This is a genomic window from Paenibacillus graminis, assembly GCF_000758705.1.
In the GTDB taxonomy this organism is placed as follows: Bacteria; Bacillota; Bacilli; order Paenibacillales; family Paenibacillaceae; genus Paenibacillus_AQ; species Paenibacillus_AQ graminis.
Map to the genome: position 1 here is coordinate 1,860,504 of NZ_CP009287.1, position 26,860 is coordinate 1,887,363.

8 protein-coding genes are annotated in these 26,860 nt (G+C 50.3%); all 8 read left to right on the forward strand.

What is annotated here, in order from left to right; translation table 11 throughout:
* Nucleotides 1-2 precede the first annotated feature (2 nt).
* Nucleotides 3-2,420 (forward strand): excinuclease ABC subunit UvrA, encoded by a 2,418-nt coding sequence (locus PGRAT_RS07780; protein ID WP_025707133.1) that lies wholly within the window; start codon nucleotides 3-5, stop codon nucleotides 2,418-2,420.
* 46 nt (nucleotides 2,421-2,466) lie between these two features.
* Nucleotides 2,467-3,495 (forward strand): cysteine peptidase family C39 domain-containing protein, encoded by a 1,029-nt coding sequence (locus tag PGRAT_RS07785; protein WP_025707134.1) that lies wholly within the window; start codon nucleotides 2,467-2,469, stop codon nucleotides 3,493-3,495.
* A gap of 66 nt (nucleotides 3,496-3,561) precedes the next feature.
* Nucleotides 3,562-3,852, forward strand: coding sequence for a phosphopantetheine-binding protein (locus tag PGRAT_RS07790; RefSeq protein WP_025707135.1), 291 nt, complete (start codon nucleotides 3,562-3,564; stop codon nucleotides 3,850-3,852).
* A 414-nt stretch (nucleotides 3,853-4,266) separates the two neighbouring features.
* A complete protein-coding gene (locus tag PGRAT_RS07795) occupies nucleotides 4,267-4,989 on the forward strand; it encodes a thioesterase II family protein (RefSeq protein WP_025707136.1) in 723 nt (240 codons plus the stop codon).
* 187 nt (nucleotides 4,990-5,176) lie between these two features.
* Entirely contained in the window at nucleotides 5,177-13,582 is an 8,406-nt protein-coding gene (locus tag PGRAT_RS07800) for an SDR family NAD(P)-dependent oxidoreductase (RefSeq protein WP_025707137.1), read from the forward strand.
* A complete protein-coding gene (locus tag PGRAT_RS07805) occupies nucleotides 13,575-14,231 on the forward strand; it encodes an HAD family hydrolase (protein ID WP_025707138.1) in 657 nt (218 codons plus the stop codon). Before PGRAT_RS07800 ends, PGRAT_RS07805 begins: the two co-directional genes overlap by 8 nt.
* A gap of 36 nt (nucleotides 14,232-14,267) precedes the next feature.
* On the forward strand, nucleotides 14,268-18,548 hold the full coding sequence (locus PGRAT_RS31510; protein ID WP_025707139.1) for an SDR family NAD(P)-dependent oxidoreductase: 4,281 nt from the start codon (nucleotides 14,268-14,270) through the stop codon (nucleotides 18,546-18,548).
* Nucleotides 18,541-26,796, forward strand: a complete 8,256-nt coding sequence (locus PGRAT_RS07815; RefSeq protein WP_042266333.1) for a hybrid non-ribosomal peptide synthetase/type I polyketide synthase — start codon at nucleotides 18,541-18,543, stop codon at nucleotides 26,794-26,796. Before PGRAT_RS31510 ends, PGRAT_RS07815 begins: the two co-directional genes overlap by 8 nt.
* Nucleotides 26,797-26,860 lie beyond the last annotated feature (64 nt).

Below are 26,860 nucleotides of genomic sequence, written 5' to 3' on the forward strand. Positions count from 1 at the left end.
AAATGAAACATATTGAAGTCTATAATGCCAAATTGCATAATCTCAAAAACATCACAACGAAGATTCCAAAACAGCAGCTCATTGTCGTAACAGGCATCAGCGGATCGGGGAAATCCAGTTTTATCTTTGATACGCTCCATCATGAAGGGCAGCGGCTTTATCTGGAGGCCTTAGGCATTTCTCACGACGTCCTGCACTACGACTCGTTTGATATGATTCAGGGACTTAGTCCGACGATTGCCGTACAGCAGAGAACCGTAAGCAATCTGAATCCAAGGTCGGTTGTAGGGACGGCCACCCGGCTCTTGAACTTGATGGCGCTGATCTACGTGAACGAAGGGGTAGAGAAGGGGAGCGGACAGACAGAGACATCGTTGCGGGAATATGTCCCTGGAATGTTTATGTTCAACTCGCCCCACGGTTCCTGTCCGGCCTGCAGTGGCAGAGGAACGATTACAGAGGTGAACATCGCGAAAATTCTGCCGCCAGACAGTGAATCAATAGAAACATGGCACCAATTCGCCTATGAGTTCCCGCAGCACAAAAAAGAAGAAAAGGAATATGTCACCAAGAGGTTTGATAACTTTATCAGCTGTTATAACCTCGCGCCGGAGACGCCGTTTTCACAATTATCCGGTGAGGCCAGAGACGTTTTTTTGCATTATCGGCCCAAACGGACGCAGAGCAAAGGGAACCTTATCTTTTATGGAGTGAATGTGGTGATCGAAGAGAAGCTGAAAAAAGTGAATCTGCAGCAGCTCCCCGATCTCCACATCACCCGGCCATGTACAAGATGCCACGGGTACCGGATCGGGGACAGGGCACTCGCCATCACGTTGGAGAATAACCATATTGGCCAGCTTTGCCGGATGGATGTGCTTGGGCTTACAGCGTTTTTTCAGCATTATCTGGCCGTAAGGCCGCATACTGCTTTTGTGGTGCATTTAATCAAGGAGATCCTCAGCAAGCTGGCCTGTATGGAGACCGTTGGATTATCTTATCTCAATCTGTACCGGGAAATTCCGTCTCTTAGCGGCGGGGAAATTCAGAGACTGCATATCATGTCCCATCTCTCGGCCAAAGTGGATTCGATTATTTATATCTTTGATGAACCGACGGCCGGCTTGCATGAAGTGGAGAAGGCCAAGATTATCGAGAGCTTTCAAAGCTTGAAGCAGCAAGGAAATACTGTGATTGTCGTAGAGCATGATGAAAGTGTGATCCGGCAGGCGGAGTATATTATTGATTTTGGTCCCAAAGCGGGTCAAGAGGGCGGGACTATCGTCTATCAAGGGGACTATGCCAACTTCCTGGATTCCGCTGAATCGATAACGGCCAAGTATCTGCTTCATAAACCGATGCCGCCCAAAGAATATGCGGGGATAGTGGACGCCTCCACGCCCAGGCTTTCCATCAGGAATGCCCAAACCAACAACCTCAAGAATATTAACGTGGATATCCCGCTGCAGTCTATCGTCGGAATTTGCGGTTTATCCGGCAGCGGAAAAAGCTCTCTGATGATCGATACCTTGATCCCTAAGCTGCAGGCGGCATTGAAGGCGCGGGCACCGGGAAACAAGCGTTCAGACGAAACGGAAACCGAGGCGGATACCGTGACGGCCAGAGCAGAGGCGGAGCTGGAAGGTGCCGGGAATATAGACGGTTTTGTCGTCGTCACCCAGCAGTTGGCCCGGAGGCATGAAAATTCGATTGTGGCTACATTTCTGGGAGTCTGGGAGCCGATCCGCCATATTTTCTCCACACAGGAAGAGGCGGCGGCGCAGCAGTTTACGAAAGGACATTTTTCCTTTAACTCCATGGGCTCATGTCCAATGTGCAATGGCTACGGGCATATCAAGAGATGGCTGAGCCAGCTTGTGTTCAGTGAGGAATGCCCGTCCTGCCAAGGCAAACGATTTAAGGATGAAGTGCTGCGGGTGAAGTATAAGCAGCGCAGTATTGCTGACATCCTTGGGATGTCTGTTGCGGAAGCCCAGGCCTTCTTTCAGGATCATCCCAAAATCAGCAACCTGCTTACTGCGATTGAAGAGATGGGCATGGGTTACATTCACTTGGGCCAAAGCCTCACCACACTGAGCGGAGGAGAAGTGCAGCGGTTAAAGCTTGCCAGAGAGCTGGGGAAAAGCGGAAAGGTCAACTATCTGTATATCCTGGATGAACCTACTGTCGGACTCAGCTACTACGATGCCGAAAAATTGCTGATGATCTTAAGCAAACTGGTAGCCGGCAAGCATTCCGTTATACTCATCGAACACGACCCGTATGTCCTTTCCTATTGTGATTATCTCATCGAGCTAGGACCGGGCGCCGGACACAAGGGAGGGGAAGTTGTGGCCGCCGGGACCCCTGAAGAAGTGAAAAAAAATGCCGGTTCGATGATTGGCCCGTTTCTGGAATAACCCCAAGCTTACCGTTCTCAATCGAAACCGAAAGGGGAAGTACGGAATGAAGAAAGTGCTCTTACCGGTGGTGCAGCCGCCTATTTGGGGATACCAGTTTTTTGCTTTTCCGCTTTGTATCGTGCTTGCACACGACAAAAGCCTGCCTTGGTTCTACAGCAACTTCATACAAGTTTGTTATGACAAAAGACCTGATCCGCCCATCCCGTTTACTTTTTACATCCATGACCATACTTTAAATCCATGGCTGCATGTCGAACGCCTGCAAAGAGGCACAATGGGCATCATTAAGCGGAATATTGTTGATTTTATCCGGGACTGTCTCGATGACGGCATGTATTGTAATCTGAACGTAGACGAGTTTTTCATCCCGGAACGGGAAGTTTACCGCAAAGGGCATCTTTCCCATGATGTATTGGTCCACGGATATGACATGCAGGAACAGACCTTTCAGCTTATGGGCTTTACAGATAAGCATACATTTGCTTCCACCAGCGTACGGTTTACCGACTTTGAACAGGCGTATGACAACATTGACAATATTGATCATCAGGCGGTGTGTGATCGGATCTTTCTTTATAAATGGATGGAATCGGGACAATATGATTTTGATCTGACCCTGGTTCAGGAAACTCTGGAAGATTACCTGCTCTCCAGGAATACATCTACGAGATTCCGGATGGTTGCCTCCCCGTGGAATCATTGTGATTATGGGTTGAAAACCTATGAATCTCTGCTGCAATATTTTGAGCAATTGCAGAATGGGCAAACCGGCTTCGACGTCAGGCATATTCATAGCTTGTGGGAACATAAGAGCTTGATGTCAGCGCGCATCAGATACATGCAAGGGCTTTCAAAGCAGCTTATTTCTTCTGATGATACACTTGCTTCTTCTATTGAATTGGAACGGCTGGCATTAAACGCCCGAAATTTGATGCTGAGATATTATTTGCACAATACTCCGGAATCACTTGCCAGGATCATGAGGTATCTGGAAGAAATAGCGGCCAAGGAAAAGCTGTTCATGGAAAAGCTATTGGATCAACTATATCAAAACAAAGCCTACTCCTTCTAAGCCACTGTCATGATCCATCCCGCTCAAAGGCCATAGGTAAAATCCAAAATGGGAGTGATTCTAAGCGTGATAACCAAAAATGAGATTGAAGCCCAATTGGTGCAGATTTATCTTAAACAGATGCAAGCTGTGGCAACTGGCGACACAGCTGTACAGACTAACGGAATTGATTTTTCCGGGGATCAAATCAGCTTGCAGGATGCAGGGATTAACTCACTTGGGTTTATCCGGTTAGTGGTTGAGATCGAAAATGCGTTTCATATGCAATTTGAGGACGACATGCTGAACATTGAATTATTTCATTCACTGCAAGACCTGGTTGCTTATATTGAAAGGGAAGTGAATAAAGCGTCCTAACCTGTATATCCGCCCGGTTGATTCACCAATATGCCTGGAAGTCCCCGGCCGCTTTATGCTGCTTTTTCAGCTTTCGTAAACGCTGTGTGAATTGTCCTGCAATTTCTTGACAAGGGTATAGGCGTACGCTAATATGTTGGTTAAGGGTTCCAAGTCGACAATTTTTTGGATAGATAAAGATGCTCATAGTGGTAAAACCTGCCCTGACAACAGCAGAGTTATAGGGGAGGTTTTTGCTTTATTCTCACAAAAATAACCAGACTGTTCTATTGAAGCTTAGGCACTTTAGAATGACGCAGGGGCCATAAATGATAGAGTAGTAGTGTATGAAGCAAGATACACGAAGTGGCGGAGCCATGCCTCTGAAGACGTTCTAAAGGGTGCGATGGGACGCCCGAAAAGGAGAAATACGCAGTGGGTACCAGCAACGGTTCTTTAGATGGAATGAAGTTGTTTTGTTTGCCGTACGCAGGCGGGTCCGCTACTGTATTTACAAAGTGGAAACGGGAGCTGGACTCAAGAATTGAGCTGATACCCGTTGAGCTGGCCGGTAGGGGAAGAAGGTTTGTTGAACCATTCTATCCTTCGTTGCATGACGGGGTGAAAGATATCTCGACTGCTATTATGGATCAAATAGGCGACAAGGGCTATTCATTATTTGGACACAGCATGGGGACGTTGTATATATGTGAACTGATGAAACAAATCCAGGCCAACGGCTGGGAGAAACCGCGGCATCTTTTTCTGTCCGGCATGTACCCGCCCCATATTCATGATAAGAAGAAGATTCATCATTTGCCGGATGATGAATTCTGGCAAGAAGTCATCAGGCTTGGCGGGACTCCGAAGCAAGTTTCGGAGAACAAAGAACTGATGCAAATTTTCACACCAGTCCTAAGGTCTGACTACAAGAATGTAGAGAGCTACATTACGGAAGCTCCCCAAGTGAAATGGGATATGGATATTACTGTTCTTGTCGGCGATGAGGATGAGATCACAAGCATGGGGGAGATCCGGCAGTGGAAAGAGTACACGACCCAATCTTGCTCGATCGTTACATTTCAGGGAGGGCACTTCTTCATCAACGAGGAAGAGAAGAAGGTCATCGACCTCATTAACAGAACACTAATTGCATAGGATGTGCCAGCATAAATAACCCTCACCTGTATATGGTGAAGGGTTATTTATGTTTGTGCTGCTGGCAGGGCTAACTGAAGGATACGGGTTAGCTCTGAGGGTTTGGGAGCACCTCTTCCGCAGAGTTATTCTTCTGCACAGACATGATTGTTTTCAGCGAAGAATAGGAAAGGGACTGGGGATTACTATGAGTCATCATAACAGTGATCAAAAGTATACTGGTTTGGAAATTGCCGTCATCGGCCTGGATTGTAAATTCCCGCAAGCCGCTGACGCCGGGCAATTTTGGAATAACCTCAAGTATGGAGTCGAAGGGATTCAGTTTTTTTCCGATGAGGAAATGATTCAATCCGGCATCGATTCAGCTCTGTGCAATGACCCGAATTATGTGAAGGCAAGAGGCATTCTGGAAGACATTGAATATTTTGATGCGTCCTTTTTTGATTATACGCCGCATGAAGCGACGGTACTGGACCCTCAAGTCAGAGTTTTTCATGAATGTGTGATGAACGCATTAGACAACGCCGGGTATAATCCCGATACATACAAGGGGCAAATCGGGCTGTACGCGGGCAGCACCGAAAATGCCAACTGGCAGCTCCGGCAGCTTCTGGCCGGCGAGCACCCTACGTTTAACATGAGCTTCCGTGAATATTTATGTACGTCGATCTCCTATAAATTAAGGCTGAGGGGGCCAAGCGTTACCGTTCTGTCAGCATGCTCCACTTCGCTGGTTGCTGTCCATCTTGCGAGCCAGGCCTTGCTGAACGGTGAATGCAACATCGCGTTGGCGGGCGGTGTGCACCTTTCTCTCCCTTCTAAGAAGGGGTATTACTACGTCGATGATCTGATCTATTCAGCGGATGGCCATTGCCGCACGTTTGATTCCGCTTCACAGGGAACGGTGATCAGCGATGGAGCTGGGGTCGTCGTCCTGAAAACCTTGCAGGATGCCATTCAGGACCGCGATCATATTTACGCCGTGATTAAAGGGTCGGCCGTCAATAACGACGGCAACCAAAAAGCGGGGTTCTCCGCACCCAGCATTAACGGACAAAGAGAAGTGATCGAAGCGGCACTCCAAATGGCCGAGGTGGAGGCGGAATCGATTACTATGGTGGAAGCCCACGGTACGGGTACGAAGATTGGGGATTCCATCGAGATCGAAGCGCTGAAACGGGCGTATAGTACGAACCACAAAGCGTATTGCGCAATCGGCTCTGTAAAGTCGAATATCGGCCATCTGAACGAAGCAGCCGGAATTGCAGGCTTGATCAAAACGGTTCTGTCGATTGAGCACCGGCAGATTCCTCCCACGATTAACTTCAACAACCCGAATCCCAAAATTGAATTTGAGGATACCCCCTTTTATGTGAATAATGCGCTGGCCGATTGGACAACCCAAGGCACTGCGCTCCGGGCCGCCGTAAGTTCTTTTGGCATCGGCGGGACCAATGCCCATATCATTCTTGAAGAACCTCCGTCATTGGAACAAAAATCTGAGGAGAAGGCTCCCCGGTTGTTTGTATTCTCTGCCAAGACTCCAACTGCCGTGCAGGAACAAATCAGGCGCTTCAAGGAGCACTTGAGAAGTAGTCCCCATCTGAGTCTGTCCGATGCTGCCTATACGCTGCAAGCCGGGAGAGGGGCCCGGCCAAACCGTGCCTTTATTGTTGCGGACAGTCATCAGGAACTGGCAAGCAAGATTGAGGAAAAGACATTTGCCATCCGGTCAGTGGACAAAAGCCAATCTGCTGTTCTTTACGTCCTGCCGGATATGGATGGTGATGTCCAAGCCGTTCAACAGGCAATCTCCTTATATGAGAGCCATCTGGCATTTCGTCAGGCGGCAGACACGGCCATGGGTAAACTGGGATCTTACAGCGGAATAGACTTCCGTACACTGTTCCTCCGGGGTGAAAAGAATCAGCTGCAGCGTGAGGCTATTCATTTTCTCTTCGGCTATGCTGTGGTAAGCATCATGCTTCAAGTTAACAAAAAACCTTTGGGGCTGCTTGGCATCAAGCGGGGCAGCCTTGTAGCTGCTGCTGTGGCAGAAGCTGTAGCACTTCAACACTCATTTACTGCATTCATGGACAGAGAGCGCACAGCCATCACAGATCATCCAATCTATAACCCCCGTGTCCCGATGTATTCGGCTGCAAGTGGCGGCAAAATGTTGTGGGGACAATTGAAAGAAGCGGAGTTCTGGAGTAATGCCTGGAACGCTTCTTTTTCTTTAACGCCAGGGATTGTGAACCTCGTGAACACCCCCAAGACCCTTGTTGCATATATAGGAACGGAAGTAAACGAGCTAATGACAGCAATGGATGAACCCCACACAAAGCTGATTTCATTCATTTCAAGTGTGGACAGTGATAGTGGAAACCGGGGCTTTCTGGAGTGGATAGGGAGACTATGGAGCGCAGGGCTGGGCATTCGCTGGGATGCGCTTGAGCAGGCAGGGCATAAGGGACGTATTCCGCTGCCCGGCTATCCGTTTGAGCGAAACCGCTATTTCCTTGATGAAGACCCGGTACTACTGGGAGCATCCTTGCTTCAGCAGGTAAAAGGACAGACAGGGCATCAGAAGTCTGCAGCAGATTGCTGCTATACTCCTACCTGGAAGAAAGCAGCGCTTTCCGGCGTGAGAAGCAGGAAGGGGAGCAAGCCCTCAGCGTTAATTGTTCACGATGTCGCATTGGAAGAGCGCACAATTGAAATGTGCAACCGTTACTTTGACCATCCGGTATTTGTGGCAAAAGCTTGTAAGCCCGTTTCGGTTGGCGGCACCACAATCCAACTGGAGAATAGCAGCAAAAGCGCCTACTGCGAAATGTTTCAGGCGTATCAAAAGCAAACCAAGGCGTTGCCCAAGAATATCCTCTATTTTGCGCTAAGCGGGCATGGCATGGATGCATGGGATCACAGACAAGGAGATCTTTTGCTGCAGGAAACTTATTATGGGTTATTGCCTCTCGTTCAGGCTATAGATGAGTGCAATGCAAACGGGAGGCTTCAACTGGGCGTGGTCACGAATCATCTCTTTGATGTGCTGGGCAATGAAGAACTAAACCCATGGAATGCGACCCTTCTGGGATTGGTTCGCGGAATTCCCCTAGAGTTTCCGAACCTGCAGTGCCAGCTCATCGAGATTGCGGATCAAGAACAGCTCCGCCTGCCCACAGTCGCCGATATTCTTTTCCGGGAAGCGGAGAGCAGCCAAGACGAGATTGTTGCTATACGGGGAAACTCCAAATGGATTCCCATGTATGAACCCCTTGCCCCGGGCCCGGACACCCTGCCTGTGCTTTCTGATCGAGGGGTATATTTGATTACAGGGGGAAGCGGCGGCATCGGAATGGAACTGGCCGAATATCTGTCCCGCCACTGCCATGCCCGCCTCGTCCTCATGGTCCGTTCAGCGTTTCCGGCGAAAAGCCAGTGGGCAAGCTGGCTTCGCGAACATGCCGGAAATGATCTTATCTCGGGAAAAATCAGAAGAATCCAAGCCATGGAACAAAGGGGAGCAGAGGTATACGTATATCAGTCAGATGTCTCTGACTTCAACCATCTTGCACACACCATTCAGCAAGTCGAGCAGAAAATGGGGCAGATCCAAGGCGTCATCCATGCTGCAGGGCTTCCTGGAGGCGGTTTTATTCAGCAGCAGAGCAAAGAGACAGCGGACCCGGTCATCTTGACCAAAGCGCTGGGATGCATTCATTTGAATCAAATCCTTCAGGATCATCCTTTGGATTTCTTTGTGGTGTGCTCTTCGATCAGTACACTGTTTCCCATTATCGGGCAGTCCGATTATAACGCGGCCAATGCATTTGTTGATGCATACGCAGAATATTGGAACCGCCTTGGAAAGCACCGGATAACCAGCATCAAATGGGATGTGTGGAAAAATGTCGGGATGGCGGTTAATGCAGGGATGGCTCCAGCTCCCCGAAAGGAACTTGGCCATCCGTTATTCGACTCCTGCCTTCGAGTAAATGATAAGGAGATCTTTCATTCGAAGCTGAGCCTGCGTAAGCATTGGGTACTGCAGGATCATCGCACGGAGGAATATGGCGTATTATCAGGAACTGCTGTACTGGAAATGGTTCGGGAAGCTGTAGAAAGCAGCAGGCAGAAGAAGCCATTCCTTCTCCACAATGTGCAGTTCCACACGCCCATCTTGGTTTACGCAGAAGAAGAGAAGGAAATCGTGCTTATACTCACCAGGAACAATGAGTTTACAGTGTATGGCCGTCTTCCGCAAAAACTTTCATGGGTGCCGCATGTTACGGGGAGGATGGGTTCCGTAGAGCCGCAGGGCAACACCGTGGATCTTGAACAGTTGAAGAACCGCTGCATCCGGCAGAACGTCATGTATACAGAAGCTGATAATCACAAGCATGCGGGCCATCTGATCTTTGGAAAAAGATGGCGGAATATCCGCCAAGTCATGGCCGGAAGCAATGAAGGCCTGGCCATCATCGAGCTTCCGGAGGAATATCAAAGTGATCTGAAAGACTATCATCTCCATCCCGGATTGCTGGATTCTGCAACAAGCTTTTTACTTGGCTTCATTAACCAAACAAGTCTGTATATTCCTTTGTCCTATGAATCTCTCGCGGTCTATGGGGAGTTGACGAGCCGGGTGTACAGCTACAGCAAGTATCTTGGCAGCTCCTTGGCTCAAGAGGAGCTGGCCAGCTTTGATATTCAGATCATGGATGAACAAGGCAACGTTCTTATGGATATCAGGAATTACACCATGGTAGCCGTATCCGATGTGCTGGCCAACCGGATCAGTACCAATCACGGGAAGCCGCAACAGGCTGCCATCGATATAGATCATTTGCTGGACCCGTTCCCGGCCGGGAATGCAGCCGCCTCAACAGGCATCCTGCCGGAGGAAGGGCAGGAAATATTCGGCAGGGCACTTGCGGCGGAAGCTGCCACGATCATCGTCTCCGCGGCACCACTGGAAACACGGCTCCGCGGGGATAAGAGTACCGATCAGCTGCACAAGCACGGACAAGAGCCGGTGACCCGAAAGCCGCAGGGGAAACGGCCCGAGTTGCCGGTGGATTATGTTCCTGCCCAAACGGATATCGAGAAGAAATTGTGTGTGATCTATGAAAATCATCTTGGGTTTCAGCCGGTCGGTATCGAGGATGACTTTTTTGAATTGGGCGGAGATTCGCTCAAAGCCATTCATGTAATCGCCAGTATTAGAAAGCAATTTGACTGCAGCCTGACCCTGACAGACTTTTTTCTGAACAAAACGATTAAGAGTGTTGCCCTATTCATTCTGAATGCCAGCCGTGCTAATGAACGGCAGATTGCTCCAGTGAACCCCAAAAGCCACTATCCCACCTCATTGGCGCAAAAACGGATCTTTTTCTTGCAGGGACTTATGCCAGATACGGTGGGATACAATGAATCCACTTCCGTCTTGCTGGAAGGGAATTTGAGTGCCGGAAAGATCGAGGAGATCTTCGCCGCCATCATCGGGCGCCATGAAAGTTTGCGGACTTCCTTTCGGGTTGAAGATGGCGAGATCGTTCAAATCATCCACCCTCATGTTGACTTTAAGCTGATCGTGACGGCGGTGAATGAGGGGGGGCTTGAACAAGCCGTAGACAGGTTTATTCAGCCGTTTGACCTTGCCCAGGCACCGCTTATCCGCGTCGGCTTGCTCCAAGCCGGGGAGCAGCGTCATCTCCTGGTCGTCGATATGCATCATATTATTTCAGACGGCACGTCGATGAATCTGCTGGTCAAGGATTTTGCTGATCTGTACATGGGGAAGATCCTGCCGCCATTAGCCATTCAGTATAAGGATTATGCCGGGTGGGAGCAAGAATTCATTACTTCCCAAGCCTATCAAGCGAAAAAGGCCTACTGGCTGGAGAAGCTGGCGGGGCCGCTGCCCGTCTTGACTCTGCCGGCAGACTATCCGCGTCCGGTTTCACTGAGCTTTCAAGGCGACCGGATCACGTTGGAGCTTGGCCGCCCGTCAAGTGAACGCATCAAAAAGTTTTCCCAAGAGCAGCAGGTTACCTGGTTTATGACCATGCTGGCTGCGTATTATGCATTGCTCGCACGGCTCAGTGGAGAATCTGATATTTTGATAGGCATTCCACAGGCCGGGCGCAATCACGAAGATGTACAAGAAATGGTAGGCATGTTTGTCAATTCGCTGGTGCTGCGGAATCAGCCGGAGAGAGATAAGCCCTTCCTCGCCTTTTTACAGGAAGTAAGGGCAAGCCTGCTGGAAGCTTTGGAAAATCAGGATTTTCAGATTGAAATGATTATGGACCAGCTTAACTATAAACGGGACCCGGGCCGGACCTTTCTCTATGACACGATTTTTAATTATCAGAGCATGAAGAATCAGACGGAGACGGAAGTAAGCTATCTGCGGGACATGAAGTTGTCGCCGTATCCAATGATATCGAAAACGACGAAAGCGGATCTGAATATTCATTTATATGAAGTTCCTTCCGGAATTTTTTTGGAGTGCTTCTACCGGACGGATCTGTTCAAGCGGGAAACCGTTCAATACATCTTTGAGGAATATCGCAGATTGATCGAAGCCATTCCAGAGCAGGCCGGTATGACAATAGGGGAGTTGCCGGTATTCCGGCAGAAAGACATCCCGCGGGCAGGAGGCAGTGTTTCACCACCCGTCCGGTTCCAAGCCTTCCAATACAACGATCCGTCAGACCATCTGGTACAACGGTTCGAAAAGCAGGCCGCTGCATATCCGGACCATCCTGCTGTCAAATACCGTGAAGAATCATTGAATTACCGGCAGCTTAACGAACAAGCCAACCGGATCGCCCGTCGGATATGGGAGCTGAAAGGACAGGAGAGTGTAGAACAGCCGGTAGCCTTATTGTTCGGGAATACGATTGAAATGGTTGCGGCGCTGGCTGGGGCTATAAAAGCGGGGATTCCTTTTGTGCCGCTCGACCGCAGCGCTCCGGTGCAACGTCTGACCCATATGCTCAATGATGCGCAGGCAACTCTCATCCTCACTGATTCTGAGAATGAGTCCGCTGCCCGTGAACTGGCGGAAAGAGCCAATACAAAAGTAACGATTGTCAATACAGCAGAGGGCTTGAGCGGTATCTCTGCGGAGAATCCCTCCATTTACCCGGAAGGTGATCAAACCGCCTTTATCCTGTATACGTCAGGCTCCTCGGGATTACCGAAGGGGGTAGTCCAATCGTACAGAAACATCACCTATTACATTGCCCAGTTTACGCATTCCTTAGCGGTCAATCATCAAGACCGGATAGCCCTGTTAACCACCTACAGCCATGCCATCGGCATTCTGGATATATGGGCAAGCTTGTTGAACGGGGCAACGCTGCATTTATGTGATCTAAAACTGGACGCGAGTATACAGAGATTCAGCAGCTGGTTGAACTCCGAAGGGATTACCATCTATCATTCCGTTCCATCCGTCTTCCGGTTCCTAATGAAGAATTTGCCCGAAGATGTCAAGCTTCCTTCGCTCCGCATGATTTTATTGGGCGGAGAAGTGGTTACCAGAGCGGATTTTGAGCTGTACAAGAAGAACTGCGCCGAACACTGCTTGTTTGTTAACTTTCTGGGATGTTCCGAATTGATGGTGATTTCCTTTTACATGCTGGATAAGGAAAGTGAAGTGAATCATGCAAAGCTTCCGGCCGGGTACGCAGTCCATGGCATTGACGTGCGAATTGTCAATGATAATGGCAGGGAGGCCGGGATTTTTGAAATCGGGCAGCTTGTTTATCTCAGCGAATATCTTTCTCCGGGTTATTGGAAGCAGGCCGGGGCTACGGAGAGGGGGGGTGCTTCCGCTCCAGACACCGGAGCGAGGCTGTATCGAAGCGGAGACTATGGCCGGCTGCTGCCAAACGGCTGCCTGGAATATCATGGGAGAAATGATACTCAACTGAAGATTAGGGGTTACAGAGTTGATCTGAACGAAATCGAAAGCACACTTGATCACATTCCTTTTATTCAGCAGAGCATTGTCACAGCGATCATGGATCAAGAGGGCGAGCAGGCAATTGCCGCCTATTATGTTTTGAAGGAACCGGCTGCAGAAAAGGAAATTATCCGGGTGCTGCGGGAACAATTGCCGGCGTATCTGATTCCCCGTTATTGGATAGAACTGAAGTCCTTCCCCATGATTGGTCCGAATAAAGTGGACCGCAATGCCTTGCCGGCGCTGGATGCCATTCAGTCAGAGGGCCTCCGGGATGAATATGTGCCTCCCCGCAATGAGATGGAGAACATGCTGGCCAGACTGTGGGGAGAAGTGCTGGGCGTACAGCACATAGGGGCAGATGACGGATTTTTTGACATCGGCGGCCATTCCCTGCTGCTCATGCAGGTCCAGAACAATCTGGAGAAGGAGCTTAAGATAACCATTGAGATGGCTGATCTTTTCAAATATCCTACTATAAGTTCGTTAGCCGCGTTTTTAAAAGACAACCATAGTCACAATGATTACCTGAACCATAGCAAGCAACGCGGAGAGTTGAGAAGAAGCCTGATGGGAAACCGCAGAAAAGGGGAGCTGAACAATGAATAACGCTGTAGTGTTTGACTTTGATGGAGTAATTATTGATTCACTGGAAGTACAGCGCAAAGCCTTTTTCGAGAGCTTTCGCCTGGTTTCCGAGGGTCCGCTCCCTTCTTTTGAGGAATTCCTTGGGCACAGCGGGGATTCCATACCGAACATTTTTACCAAGATGGGCCTGTCGCTTGGCATGACCGAGCATTACCGGAGGATTGCCAGAGAAAACATTCATCTGATCCAAATGATAGACGGCATGGAGGAACTGCTTCGGTACATCAAGGATACAGGCTGGCTCTGCGGCCTTTGCACGGGAAAGGACCGCTCCCGGACTCTGCAAACACTGGAGGAACATGGACTGATCGGCTATTTTGATGCCGTGGTTTGTTCCGATGATGTCACCCATCCCAAACCGCACCCGGAAAGCCTGCTGTGTACCATAGGCCAATTGCATACGACGGTGGATCATTCAGTTTTTGTAGGCGATGGAAAAAACGATATCATTTGTGCGCGTGAGGCGAAGATGAGAAGCATTGCCGTCGCCTGGGGACATAATCCGGTAGAAATTCTCCAGCAGGAAGCCCCCGGTTATATCGCATATAACGTGGAGGAACTGCGCCAGGAGCTGCAGACTCTTTTTCTGCACACTGAAGTTTCATTATAAGCAGCGGGAGGGATTGAATTGTTGGAGGATGACGCGATGCAGTCAAAAATTGCAATTATAGGCATGGCCTGCCGTGTTCCCGGAGCCGATACTCCCGCAGCCTTTTGGCATCAGATTGTACACGGGGTTGAATCCATCAGGACATTCAAGGATGAAGAGCTGACCGCAAGCGGCATTTCAGCGGATATTTTCAACCATCCCCAGTATGTGAAGCGGGGCGCGGTTATCGAGAATGCCGACTATTTTGATGCTGATTTCTTTCGCTACACGGCAAAAGATGCGGAAATTACCGATCCCCAACACCGGGCGTTTCTGGAATGTGCCTGGGAGGCGCTGGAGGATGCCGGATGTGTGCAGGACCTGGAGAACTATTTGGTAGGTGTATATGCCAGTTCATGTATCAGCTCCTATGTTCTGAATCTGTATTCAGATCCCGAATTGATGGGCAGGCTTGGGCATGTCCAGATTGGAATCGGCAATGAAAAAGACTTCTTAGCGTCAAAAATCTCGTATAAGCTGGGACTCAGCGGCCCTTCCGTCAATGTCCAAACCGCCTGCTCGTCCTCTTTGGTAGCGGTGCATATGGCCAGTCAAAGTCTGCTGAACGGGGAATGTGATCTCGCCTTGGCCGGCGGGGTCACCATACGGGGCGAGCAACGGGCCGGATATATGTATCAAAAGGAAGGCATGGTTTCGCCGGATGGGCATTGCCGTGTATTTGATAAGGATTCCAAGGGTACTGTGTTTGGAAATGGCCTCGGAATCGTTGTGTTAAAGCGGTTGGCGGACGCAGTCCGGGACCGGGATAACATTCAGGCTGTGATCTGCGGCACGGCCGTCAACAACGACGGTGATCAAAGGATTGGTTTTACAGCGCCAAGTCCGGTGGGACAGGCTCAAGTGATTCATGAGGCACTGAGTGTGGCCGGCGTTGCTCCCTGGGAGATCAGCTACATTGAAACCCACGGGACCGGGACGGAACTGGGGGATGCCATTGAGATCAAGGCGCTTAAGGAAGTGTATCAGGCCGGGATGCGCCCGGCGCAGTTTTGTGCAATTGGTTCAGTCAAACCGAATATAGGTCATCTCGACACGGCTGCCGGCATTATCGGGCTGATAAAAACTGCGCTGGCTCTCAAGAACCAGGTGATCCCTATCTGCATCAATCATGAAACACCCAATCCAAAGCTCTCCCTGGAGGAAAGTCCTTTTTATGTGAATACAGCATCGCGGCCATGGAAAGAGGCAAGTGCTGCTCCCAAGGCGGGAGTGAGCTCTTTTGGCATTGGAGGAACCAATGCACATGTTATTCTGGAAGAGGCACCTTCCATATCTACAGACGTTTCCGCAAAAGAGCACCATGTCTTTTTATTTTCCGCCAAAACGCTGAAGTCTTTGGAGCAAACCTGCAGGAAAATGGCTGATTTTTTCGGCAATGACTCCACACTTCATCCTGCCGATGTTGCCTACACGCTGCAAACCGGCCGCAAGCATTTTCCTTACCGGAAAATGGTGGTCAGTTCCTCGCTCGAAGAGGTCGCGCAATGGCTCAGGACAGGCTCAAGCCAAGCAGAATGCCAAGGGAGGGAAGAGGTGCCTGTCGCCTTGTTCTTTTCTGCACAGCAGCGGGATATGTTGAAGATCGGTTATGAACTATATCAAAGAGAAACCCGTTTGGCGTCTATCATCGATACGTATTTCAGTGATGAGCTTGTCCTCCGCACACTGGCCGGGCTGGATTTACAGCAAATTTTGGCGGCTCCCCGCCATCGAAACCAGGAACGCCTGTATACGGAGCTTGGCCAGTTTATCTATCAATGTGCGCTTGCCGATTATCTGATTTCATTGGGTATCCGGAAGGAAGTGCTGATTGCAGAGGGAAATGGAGTGTTTTCAGCGATATACGTCTCCGGATCGCTCAGCATGAATGACCTGCTCCGAATCATTCTTATCGGGCAGAAATGGCGTAGTGCAGCAGGGGAGCAGCAATCCTTGCTTGAAATCGAACTGGCTTCTTTGCTGCACGCTCTGCCGGTCCAGACTTCGGAAGCGGAAATGATCGCGGGTGGAATCCGGGTAGACGAAGAAATGCTCCGCCGCAAGGAATTTTGGCTGTCCTGCAGTCAAGCTGCCGGCGGGCCCCAAGCGGCCGAGCTGCCGGAGCAAGAGGGCCGGCTGCTTATTAAGATAGGCATGGAAAGCGAGATAGACGGCCCGCTGAATGCTATGAGCGTGGTTTCTTTACTGCGCCAACCGGTTCACGATGAACCGGCGGATTCTCTCTTATATAGCAAATTAGGGGAAATATGGATGAGCGGCGGAACAGTAGACTGGCAGCCGTTCTATTTCAGAGAGAGCAGAAAGCGCGTCGCACTCCCTACTTATGCTTTTGACAGGCAACGATATTGGTATGAAAGGAAAGAAGAAGTCCCGCAAACCGCTCCGCGTAAAAAAACGCCCGAAAAGTGGCTGTACCGCCCGGTCTGGAAACAGTATTATGCTTCGTCGGACTCCAGTCAAGAGAATAGAGGGCCGGACACCTTCCTGTTGTTTATAGATGACAGCGGATGGGGGGAAGGAATACAAGATTCCCTGTCAGCAAAAGGGAATAAAGTATGTACGGTAAAGATGGGGGCCGGTTTTCGCCGGATCCATCCAGATCAATACGAAATAGATCCCGGCAATGCAGAGCACTATCTTCAGGTGTTCCGGCATGTATTTCAGACGGCCCATCCTGTATGGAAAATCGTTCATATGTGGAGCAGCCGGGAATACATGCCGGACCCCGGGGGTTTTTACAGCCTGCTGCATATGGGCAAGTCCTTTGGCATGATTCAGATTCACCAGCAGATCCAACTGACGGTCGTGACTTCCGCTTTTCAATCCATTATGGGCAATGAGGTCTTGGTCCCGTCAAATGCAACGGCAACCGGTGCAGTGCATGTGATTCCGCAAGAATTTCAAAACGTTCGTACTGCATTAATAGAGATGGCCGGGGAAGAGGCCGGCAAGCAAGATCAAGATATTGTGGAGCTTCTGGTTGATGAATTTTTAAAGCCCGGCCCGGAAAGATTCTTGGCGGTTCGGGGCAGACGGAAATGGGTCCGCACTTTTGAGCCCATGCAGATTGATACGCCAATCGATTGGAAGCAGAAGCGGAACGGGGTACATTTGATTCTTGGAGGATTAGGCGGCATTGGCCTGACTGCGGCAAAGGCGTTGGCGGAACAAGGTGCGGGAACCCTTATCCTGACTGGAAGAGCCTGCTTCCCTCCAGAAGAGGAATGGGAGGAACGGCTTGCCCAATATCCCGAGAACGACATCATCAATCAGAAAATCCGCAGAATAATAGAACTTCAGGAACAGGGAGCCCAGGTATATCTTTATCAAGTACAGGTAAGCGATGAGAAGCGGATGGACGAGCTGTTTACAAGCATAGAGCATATACACGGCAAAATACAGGGCGTTATCTATTCGGCAGGTACGGTTGTAAGCGATTTCTTTCATAATTCAATATCCCACATTACCCGGGAAATGTGTGAAGTTGAGTTTGAGGTGAAGATGAGGGGACTGATTATTCTTGAGCAGATGATTCGCGGGAAAGAGATAGAATACTGCATGGTCAATTCATCAATTTCCACGATTCTCGGCGGAATCGGATTAGCCGCCTATACGGCTGCCAACCAATTTATGAACAGCTTTGTTCAGAGGATGAACCAACAGCAGAATCGGACCAGGTGGATGGCTGTGGATTGGGATGCTTGGGATTTTTCAGTTTCTGACAAGGCGGGCAGCACAGCTGTCAATGAACGCTTGGATCAGTTTATTCATCCTGCGGAAGGGGGAGAGATTCTGAAAGCTCTGTTCCAGGTCATGAACAAGACGGAACATATTGTGGTTTCGACTACAGAGCTTGAACCGAGGCTGGCTCTGTGGGTGAACCATTCGCGGAATAACGAACCGGGCGGCCAACGGGAAAGCAGCAAAGAGCTATCCATCGAACAGCTATTGCAAGAGAGGATCAGAGAAGCAACAGGCCTTTCCAACATGGGGGCAGACGAGAACTTCTTTGATGCAGGGATTACCTCTATCGACATTGTGGGCATGAATGACTCCATCCAGCAGCATATCAACAGACCTATTTTGATTTCCTCCTGGTATGAATATCCGACGGTCAAGAAGCTGGCGGGTTATTTAAAGGGTGAAGAAAAGGAAACGCGCAGTGCTCAGGCGTTTGACCGTACTGAGATCGTGAATAGAGGGATGGATAAACTAAAAATGCTGCGGAACAAAGGGAGGGAGCTGCAAAATGGCTGATCCATCGGATTACAACGGATTAGAGATAGCCGTTATCGGCTTGGCATGCCGGTTTCCGGGAGCAAACAACCGCGAACAATTTTGGAACAATATCAAGGACGGGCTGGAATCGGTTACTATTTTTACGGATGAAGAGCTGAAGCACGAAGGCGTCACGGCTGAGTTCCTAAATAATGAAAACTATGTAAAAGCGGGCGCGGTTCTTGACCGGTTTGAGTATTTTGATGAAAGATTTTTTGGCTACAGCCCCAAAGATGCGCTGGTGATGGACCCGCAGGTGCGGCTGTTTCATGAGGTGGCCTGGGAATCGCTGGAGGATGCAGGGTATGTTCCCGATACTTATCCCGGTTTGATTGGCGTGTTTGCCGGGGCATCCAGCAACTACAACTGGAATGCGAGAGTCTATTCCTATGAAGGGGAGCACCGGGACGCCTTTTCCGAAATTCAGTTGAGCAATAAGGATTTTCTGGCTTCCCGGATCTCCTACAAGTTCAATCTGAAAGGCCCGAGCATGACGCTCACGACAGCCTGCTCCACATCGCTTACTGCCATTCACACGGCTTGCCGAAGTCTGCTGAGCGGCGAATGTGACATGGCGATTGCAGGCGGAAGCTCGATCATAATTCCGCACCGAAGCGGATATTTATATCAAGAGGGTCATTTTCTTTCCAAAGACGGGCATATCCGGGCCTTTGATGAACAAGCCTCGGGCATTCTGTTCGGGAACGGAACCGGCGCCGTTGTGCTGAAGCCTCTGGAAACTGCGCTTGCGGATAAGGATCACATCTGGGCGGTCATCAAGGGCAGCGCGGTCAACAACGACGGGAACCGTAAAGCGGGTTATATGGCACCCAGTGTAGAGGGACAGCGGGAAGTCATTGAGAGCGCTCTGCAAATCTCTGAAGTCGGGCCTGACAGCATTTCTTACATCGAGACGCATGGCACCGGAACTCAGCTTGGGGATACCATTGAATTTACTGCGCTTCAGCAAGTTTTTCACACCAGGCAGTCCCCTTGCATACTGGGTTCCGTCAAGAACAATATTGGCCATCTTGATGCAGCTTCCGGGGTTGCGGGATTCATGAAAGCCGTGCTGGCACTGAAGCACCGGCAGATTCCGCCAATGGTTAACTTCTCGAAGAGTAATCCGCTTCTGGAAATGGAAAAATATCCGTTTGAGATCAATACCAAACTGCTGGATTGGCCGCTGTCCTCCCATCCATTGCGGGCGGGAGTCAGTTCATTCGGTGTGGGGGGGATGAATGCACATCTAATCCTAGAGCAGGCTCCCCTGCCCGCGGAGGAACCGGCAGAGGATTTACAGCCGCAGTTGATCCTGCTGTCCGCGCAAAGCATGGAATCTTTGGAGAACATGACAGAGAATCTGGCGCACCATTTGGAAAAACATCCGGACATCCGTATCCGGGATGTTGCCTATACCTTGCAGGCAGGCAGAAAACCTTTTGAATTCCGCAAGCAGATCATCTGCCGGGACAGGAAACAACTGATCGAAGGATTACGCAAGAAGGATGCCAGGCAGCCGCAGGTGTACCGTGTGGGAGAAGCACCTGAGCAAATTGTGTTCATGTTCCCGGGGCAGGGCGCCCAATATGTCAATATGGGCAGGGAGCTTTATCACAACGAGCCGATATTCCGCAAATATCTGGATCAGTGCTTCGCAATCCTGCGGGTCCATTCGGAAACTGATTATCGGGCTATCCTGTTTCCAAGCGAAGAAGAGGCAGAGCAGGCGCGGGAATTCATGGCGCGGTTGGAACATAGCCTGGTCATCCTCTTTATTTTTGGATACGCATTAGCAGGCTTGCTCATAGAATGGGGGATCAAGCCGGATGTTGTGATTGGATATAGTCTCGGAGAATATATCGCTGGTACGATTTCGGGGTTATTCACCCTGGAGCAGGCTATTCCTCTGGTTCTCAAACGGGGGCAGCTCCTTCAGCGGCTGCCGGATGGAATGATGCTCAGTATTCCGCTCCCGCCGGGTAAGGTTCTGCCTCTGTTAGGCGACTCTCTTGAAATTGCAATTGATAATGAGATATCGTGCGTGGTGGGCGGTCCCGCACATTCGGTGCTTGAGCTGGAAGAGAAGCTGAAGCAGAGCAAATGTGTCTGCACACCGCTCCCCACGGCAAAGGTGATTCATACGTCGAGAGTAGAGTCCATCCTGGATGAATACCGGGCAGCTTTACAGCCGGTGCAGTACCAGCCGATGAAGCTGCGGTTTATGTCCAGTGTGACCGGAGACTGGGCCGGGCCAGAAGAGCTTGCCACAAGTCAGTATTGGATCAATCAGTTGCAGGAAAAGGTTTCCTTTGTGAAAGCGATCCAGCATTTGGCTGATAAACGCACCCTCTTTATTGAAATTGGCCCGGGGCATGATCTAAGCGCCTTGGCCAAACGGACGTTTGGTCAGAGTCCCAATGCACAGGTGCTCAACCTCATTCCGATTGGCACCAGCAAGGTTTCCGAGCAGCATCATTTGTACGACCGGATCGGCAAGCTGTGGCAATATGGCTATTCTGCGGATTGGAATACATTTAACCCGCAGGGCAGACGCATACCGTTGCCCACATATGCGTTCATGCGGAAGAAATTCTGGCTGGAGGAACCCTCGTTTCCAAGCCGGGCAAGCAGTCAGTCCTGTCGCATGAACCGGAAAAACATAGAGGAGTGGTACTATCTACCTTCCTGGAAACGGCACACGCCGGTCTATCAAGCCACGCCATCTCAAGCCAAGCCTGAGAAGCGCAGGCTTATTTTTTGTGACCATAGTTCCGCTGGTTATGGCTTGACCCAAAAATGGAAATCGGTCAGTGAAGGAAGTATTACGGTTTACAAGGGGGAGCAGCGTGCCAAATGGAGTGCGGACGAGCTTGTGATCAATCCCGCCCGGGACGAGGATTACGAATGGCTGTTTCAAGAACTGCACGCCGATTCGTTTATCCCGGATGAAATTATTCATTTATGGAGTTTATCGTTTGATCAGAACGAAGTTCATGCTATTGTCCCGGATGCTGGTCTGGACGATGGTTACTATAGCTTGCTTGCGATTGCCAAAGCGTGCGGACAGCAGCTCAGCGAGCATCCGCTTGAACTGAAAGTAATCTCTAACGGTGTCTGTGAAGTGATGGGGGGCGACGGTACCTTTCCGCATAAGGCAACAATGCTTGGACCTGTGAAGGTCATTCCGCTTGAGTATCCAACGATACGCTGCAGCTTTTTTGACATGGATCGGATGCCGGATGACTCCCGTTTGGACAAGATCATCGATTCATTGGTCCCACAGCTTGCAGCGGCGAAGTGGGAGGGAGTTGTGGCTGTCAGAAACAATAATTTTTGGGTGCCAACCTGTAATGCCGTCACTTTCGATACTCATCATGCCATGAAGATTCAACCGGACGGAAAGTACCTGATTACAGGCGGGCTTGGCGGTATTGGTCTTGCTGTTGCCGGATTTTTGGCACGGCAGGCCAAGGTGGAATTAATCTTAGCAGGACGTACGCTATTTCCTCCAAAAGAAGAGTGGGCAGAATGGAGCGCCCCCCATCTTGCAGAGGAGATCCAACAGCTAACGGAAATAGAGAACTCCGGAGGCACCATTCATATTCTGAAGGCTGATATTAGTGATCCGGCTGAGGTTCAAGCATTGATCGCACAGGTTGAGCATACAGTGGGAGCACTGACGGGGGTTATTCATGCTGCCGGAGTTGCAGACGGTGAGCTCATACAACGTTCCACGCGGGAGAGCTCCAGACATATGTTGGCGGCTAAGGTAGACGGAACGCTTTTGTTGTATGAGGCTTTGCAGGGGAAACCGCTCGACTTTTTTATTTTATGCTCATCACTGAGCTCATATCTTCCGGCTGTGGGCCAAGCGGGATATTGTGCGGCTAATGCATTCCTTGACTCTTTTGCTTTCTATGCCCATGCACAGAATTCCAGTTTTCCCGTCCTGTCAATCAATTGGGAGCGTTGGAAACAGACCGGAATGTCAAAAAGGATTGAAGCCTTGCATAAAGAACTGACCGGGTCGGAACTGGAGGATACGATTACGGAAGGAGAAGGCGTTCAGATTTTTTCGCGGATTGGCAATCTCGCTTTGCCTCAGGTAATCATTTCTGCCTTTGAGATGAACGAGAGGGTCCGGTTCCATGAGCAGGCCGGCTCTCCTCTTGATTTTGAGGGGGCGGAGAGCATTTCTCATCATCAGCCTGATGCGGCGGTATTTGGCCGGCCCAGCTTGACAACGGAGTATGTCTCTCCGCGAAATGAGCGGGAGCGGGAGATCGCGCAGCTGTGGGAAGCGCAGTTCGGGGTGCAGCCGGTCGGGGTGGATGACAGCCTGTTTGAATTGGGAGGAGATTCGCTCATGGCCCTCTCGATTCTGGCCAGGGTCCAAAAGCAATATAACGAGCGTATCCCTATGGCGTATTTTATCAACCACCCGACTGTGGCTGGCCTCAGCAGCTATATGGAGCAAGTAACGCCAAATGTGCCGGACGGGGTCAAGCCTGCTGCGCCCAAGGATTATTATCCGCTGACCTCTGTTCAGAAACGTGTGTATTTTTTGCAAAAGATGCATTCTATGACGACGGTATACAACAATCCGGGAATCTATCAGCTGGAAAGCGAAATCGATATCGGCGTGCTCCATCAAATCTTCCAGAAGATTCTGCAGCGGCATGAAATCCTGCGGACCTCCTTCGGCTTTGCCGGAGAAGAAGTGGTTCAGACGGTTCATCAGAGTGTTGACTTTGCCATCGAAGAGCTGGACGGGAGCGAAACCGGCATAGATGCGGTAATCGCAGGGTTTATTCGTCCGTTTGAATTGGAGAAGGTACCGCTGCTGCGTGTGGGCTACTTGCGGGACAAGCGTATTTTGCTGATCGACATGCATCATCTCGTATCGGATGAGATGTCATACCAGTTGTTGATTAAGGATTTCCTTGCTTTTTATGAGGGCCGGGATTTGACCGTATTGCCTTTGCAATATAAGGACTACGCAGCGTGGCAATCCGGAATGAAAGACAGTCCGGCGTTCGTAAGCCAGCAGCAGTATTGGCTGGATCAATTCGCGGATGGGGCCTGTGAAACGAAGCTGCAGCTGCCGCTCGATTTCAAGCCGCCTCTCATTCAAAGCTATGAAGGCGACTTTATCCGGTTTGATGTGGATGACCGCACAAGCAGACGGTTTAAGCAAATGTTGAAAACAGAGGGCGTGACCTTAAATATGGGGCTGCTGGCGCTTTATGCAGTGGTTCTTTTTAAGATATGCCAGCAGGAGACGGTCATCGTCGGCACCCCGGTATCCGGCAGAAAGCATACGGATCTGGAAAATGTCATCGGCCCGTTTGTAGACACGGTTGCGTTGAAGCTGTCTATGGGAGCCCAGGCTTCTTTTGCGGAATTTCTGCAAGAGGTCAAGCAGACGCTGTCCTCCGCTCTGGATCATCAGGAGTATCCATTCGAAGAGCTGATAGGCAGCCTGGACCTGGAACGGGACTTGAGCCGTAATCCCTTGTTCGAAACGATGTTCAGCTATCGGGAGGTATACGATAAGACCCATCAAATCGGCGGCGTGCGGGAGATTACCTCTTTTTACAGACACAAGACAGCGATGTTCACGATAAGATTTACCGCTTGGGATGAAGGACCGCAGATCGGCTGCGAAATTGAGTACAGTACTACAGTGTTGGCTAAAGAGACGATGCAGCGGTTTGCCGGTTTTTTTGAACATCTTATGCAACAGGTTCTGGACGAGCCTGCCAGACCGCTGACCGAAATTCCGATGTTGACAGATATTGAAAAAGAACAGATTTTGTTTGGCTTTAATCAGACACACAGCATTGTGGAGCCTGGGCAAAATATCGTTTCGTTATTCGAGCGGCAGGCAGAAGAGCATCCGGAGAAGATTGCCGTTGCTGCGGGATTAACCGCAATGAGTTATCTGGAATTTAATCATGCTGTAAATCAGCTGGCTCATTATTTGCAAAAGAACGGCGTAATCCGGGGAACCCCGGTTGGGATATACCTGGAGCGCTCTCCGGATGCGGCTGTCGCCATACTCGCTGTGCTAAAGGCGGGAGGCTGTTACGTGCCGATTGATCCAAGCATCCCAATCCAGCGGATTCATCACATCCAAGAGGAGGCTGGACTGGCGGTCATGCTGTCCACCAGTGATCTAACAGGACAAGCAAAGCTGCAATGCCGGAGAATGATTATGCTGGACCGGGAGCGGGAGGCCATTTCACAGGAGTCACCGGACAATCCGGGCCACGGGGTGGAGGCTTCGCAAACGGCCTATATGATCTTTACTTCCGGTTCCACCGGCAAACCGAAGGGGGTGAAGATTCCGCACCGCGCATTGACGAATTTCCTGCTCTCCATGGCCAAAAAGCCCGGGATGACAGCGGAGGATAAGCTTTTATCTGTAACTACCCTCTCGTTTGATATTTTCGGTCTGGAGCTATTCCTGCCGCTGATCTCGGGAGCGCTTGTTGTCCTTGCGACAAACCGGGAAGCGGCAGATGGCAGAGTCTTGGGGGAGCTGCTTGCAACACACGGAATTACAGTGATGCAGGCTACACCAGCCACGTGGAAGATGCTGCTGCTGTCCGGATATGCCGGCAGCAGCCGGTTGAAGGCGTTATGCGGAGGGGAAAGCCTGCCGCCGGATGTAGCCAGGGAGCTGCTTCCCAAAGTAGGCTCGCTTTGGAACATGTACGGGCCTACCGAAACGACGATCTGGTCAACCGTTGCCGAGATCACCAATGCCGGGCATATCCTGATCGGAAAGCCGATTGATAATACACAAATTTACATCCTGGATCAGAACAAAAACCCGGTGCCCTTAGGAGTCTACGGAGAGATGTATATCGGCGGAGCCGGGGTTGCAGACGGATATGTTAACCAACAGCAGTTAACGGAGAAGAACTTTGTCGACAACCCCTTCAGCACGTTGTATCCCAAGATGTACAGGACAGGTGACTTCGCCCGCTTTTTGCCGGATGGCACCCTCCAATGCCAGGGCAGAATCGATGACCAAGTGAAGATCAGAGGCTTCCGCATTGAACTGTCAGAGATCCAAGCCGTCATTGCCGCTTATCCGGGGATCAAAGACAATGTGGTGGTGCTTGAAACCAGCCCGCCAAATGTGGAAGAAACGGAGACTAGCGAGAAGAAGTCTATCACCAGCTACATGGTTCCGGCAGGACCAGAAGCGGTCAATATCGACGGGCTGAAGGGCTATTTGCTGGAAAGATTGCCGTCCTACATGATCCCGGTGCAATATTTCATCATTGCTGAAGTCCCGCTGAGTGCCAATCAGAAAATTGATAAGAAAAGACTGCGGACGATGCAGCAAAAGCTTCTGGTGTCCGCGAAGGCGTTTAAGGAGCCGGCGTCGGAGGTGGAGAAGCAGATCAGTTCGATTTGGATGAATTTGCTGCACAAAGAGACCCTCAGTATTACAGATTCTTATTTCGACCTTGGCGGCACCTCGATTACCGTGGTGTTGCTGCAGGAACAATTGAGGGAAGCCTTTGGCGTACCGCTCCATGTAGCCGATATTTTTTCACATCCTACCATCGAACGCTTGGCAGGCTTCATTGAAATGAAGATTAGTCCGGAGACCTCCTTACTGCTAAGGGGAGTACAGATGCCTTCCGGATACTATCTGACAGCGAATGACAGGAATGAGCAGATGAAGTTGAGGCTGGAATTAGAACCGGCAACGGCACAGAGTCTGGTCCATATCGCCGATTCCCACGGGATGAGGACGGAAGAGGTCATCCTGGCGCTTCTGTTTTATGTGCTGAATCAGATATCCCGCGAAGAAATTACCGAAATCACTCTTCTGGATGGTAACAACGGATTACACCAGGCGTGCATTGATTTTTCCGAGCTGGAAGACTTTGATTCGCTCTTTACAAAGATTAAGGAAAAGGTCAGTGATATACAGAGTGAACGCTCCCCGGCAGAGAACACCCGGATTGAGGAGAAGGATGAGAAGAACCTGTTCCTGCTGTTCCCGCTGACCTCTTCTGTGGCTGCCAGCTTGTCCTTCCCGTTCAATGCCCTCTGGACATGGGAGATCAGCCGCAGAGAGAGAATTATCGTCCAGCTTGAGTATGACAGACTACTATGGAAAGGGGCAGCATTAAGTAAAATGGTTCAAGGTTTCACACAATTAGCCAATCAGTTGGCGAGCCGGCTCTACATTCCATGAGTCCGGGATATCCGCAGTGTTCACAACCCGGCGGTAAACTGTACCGAGGTAAATAAAGGGAGGA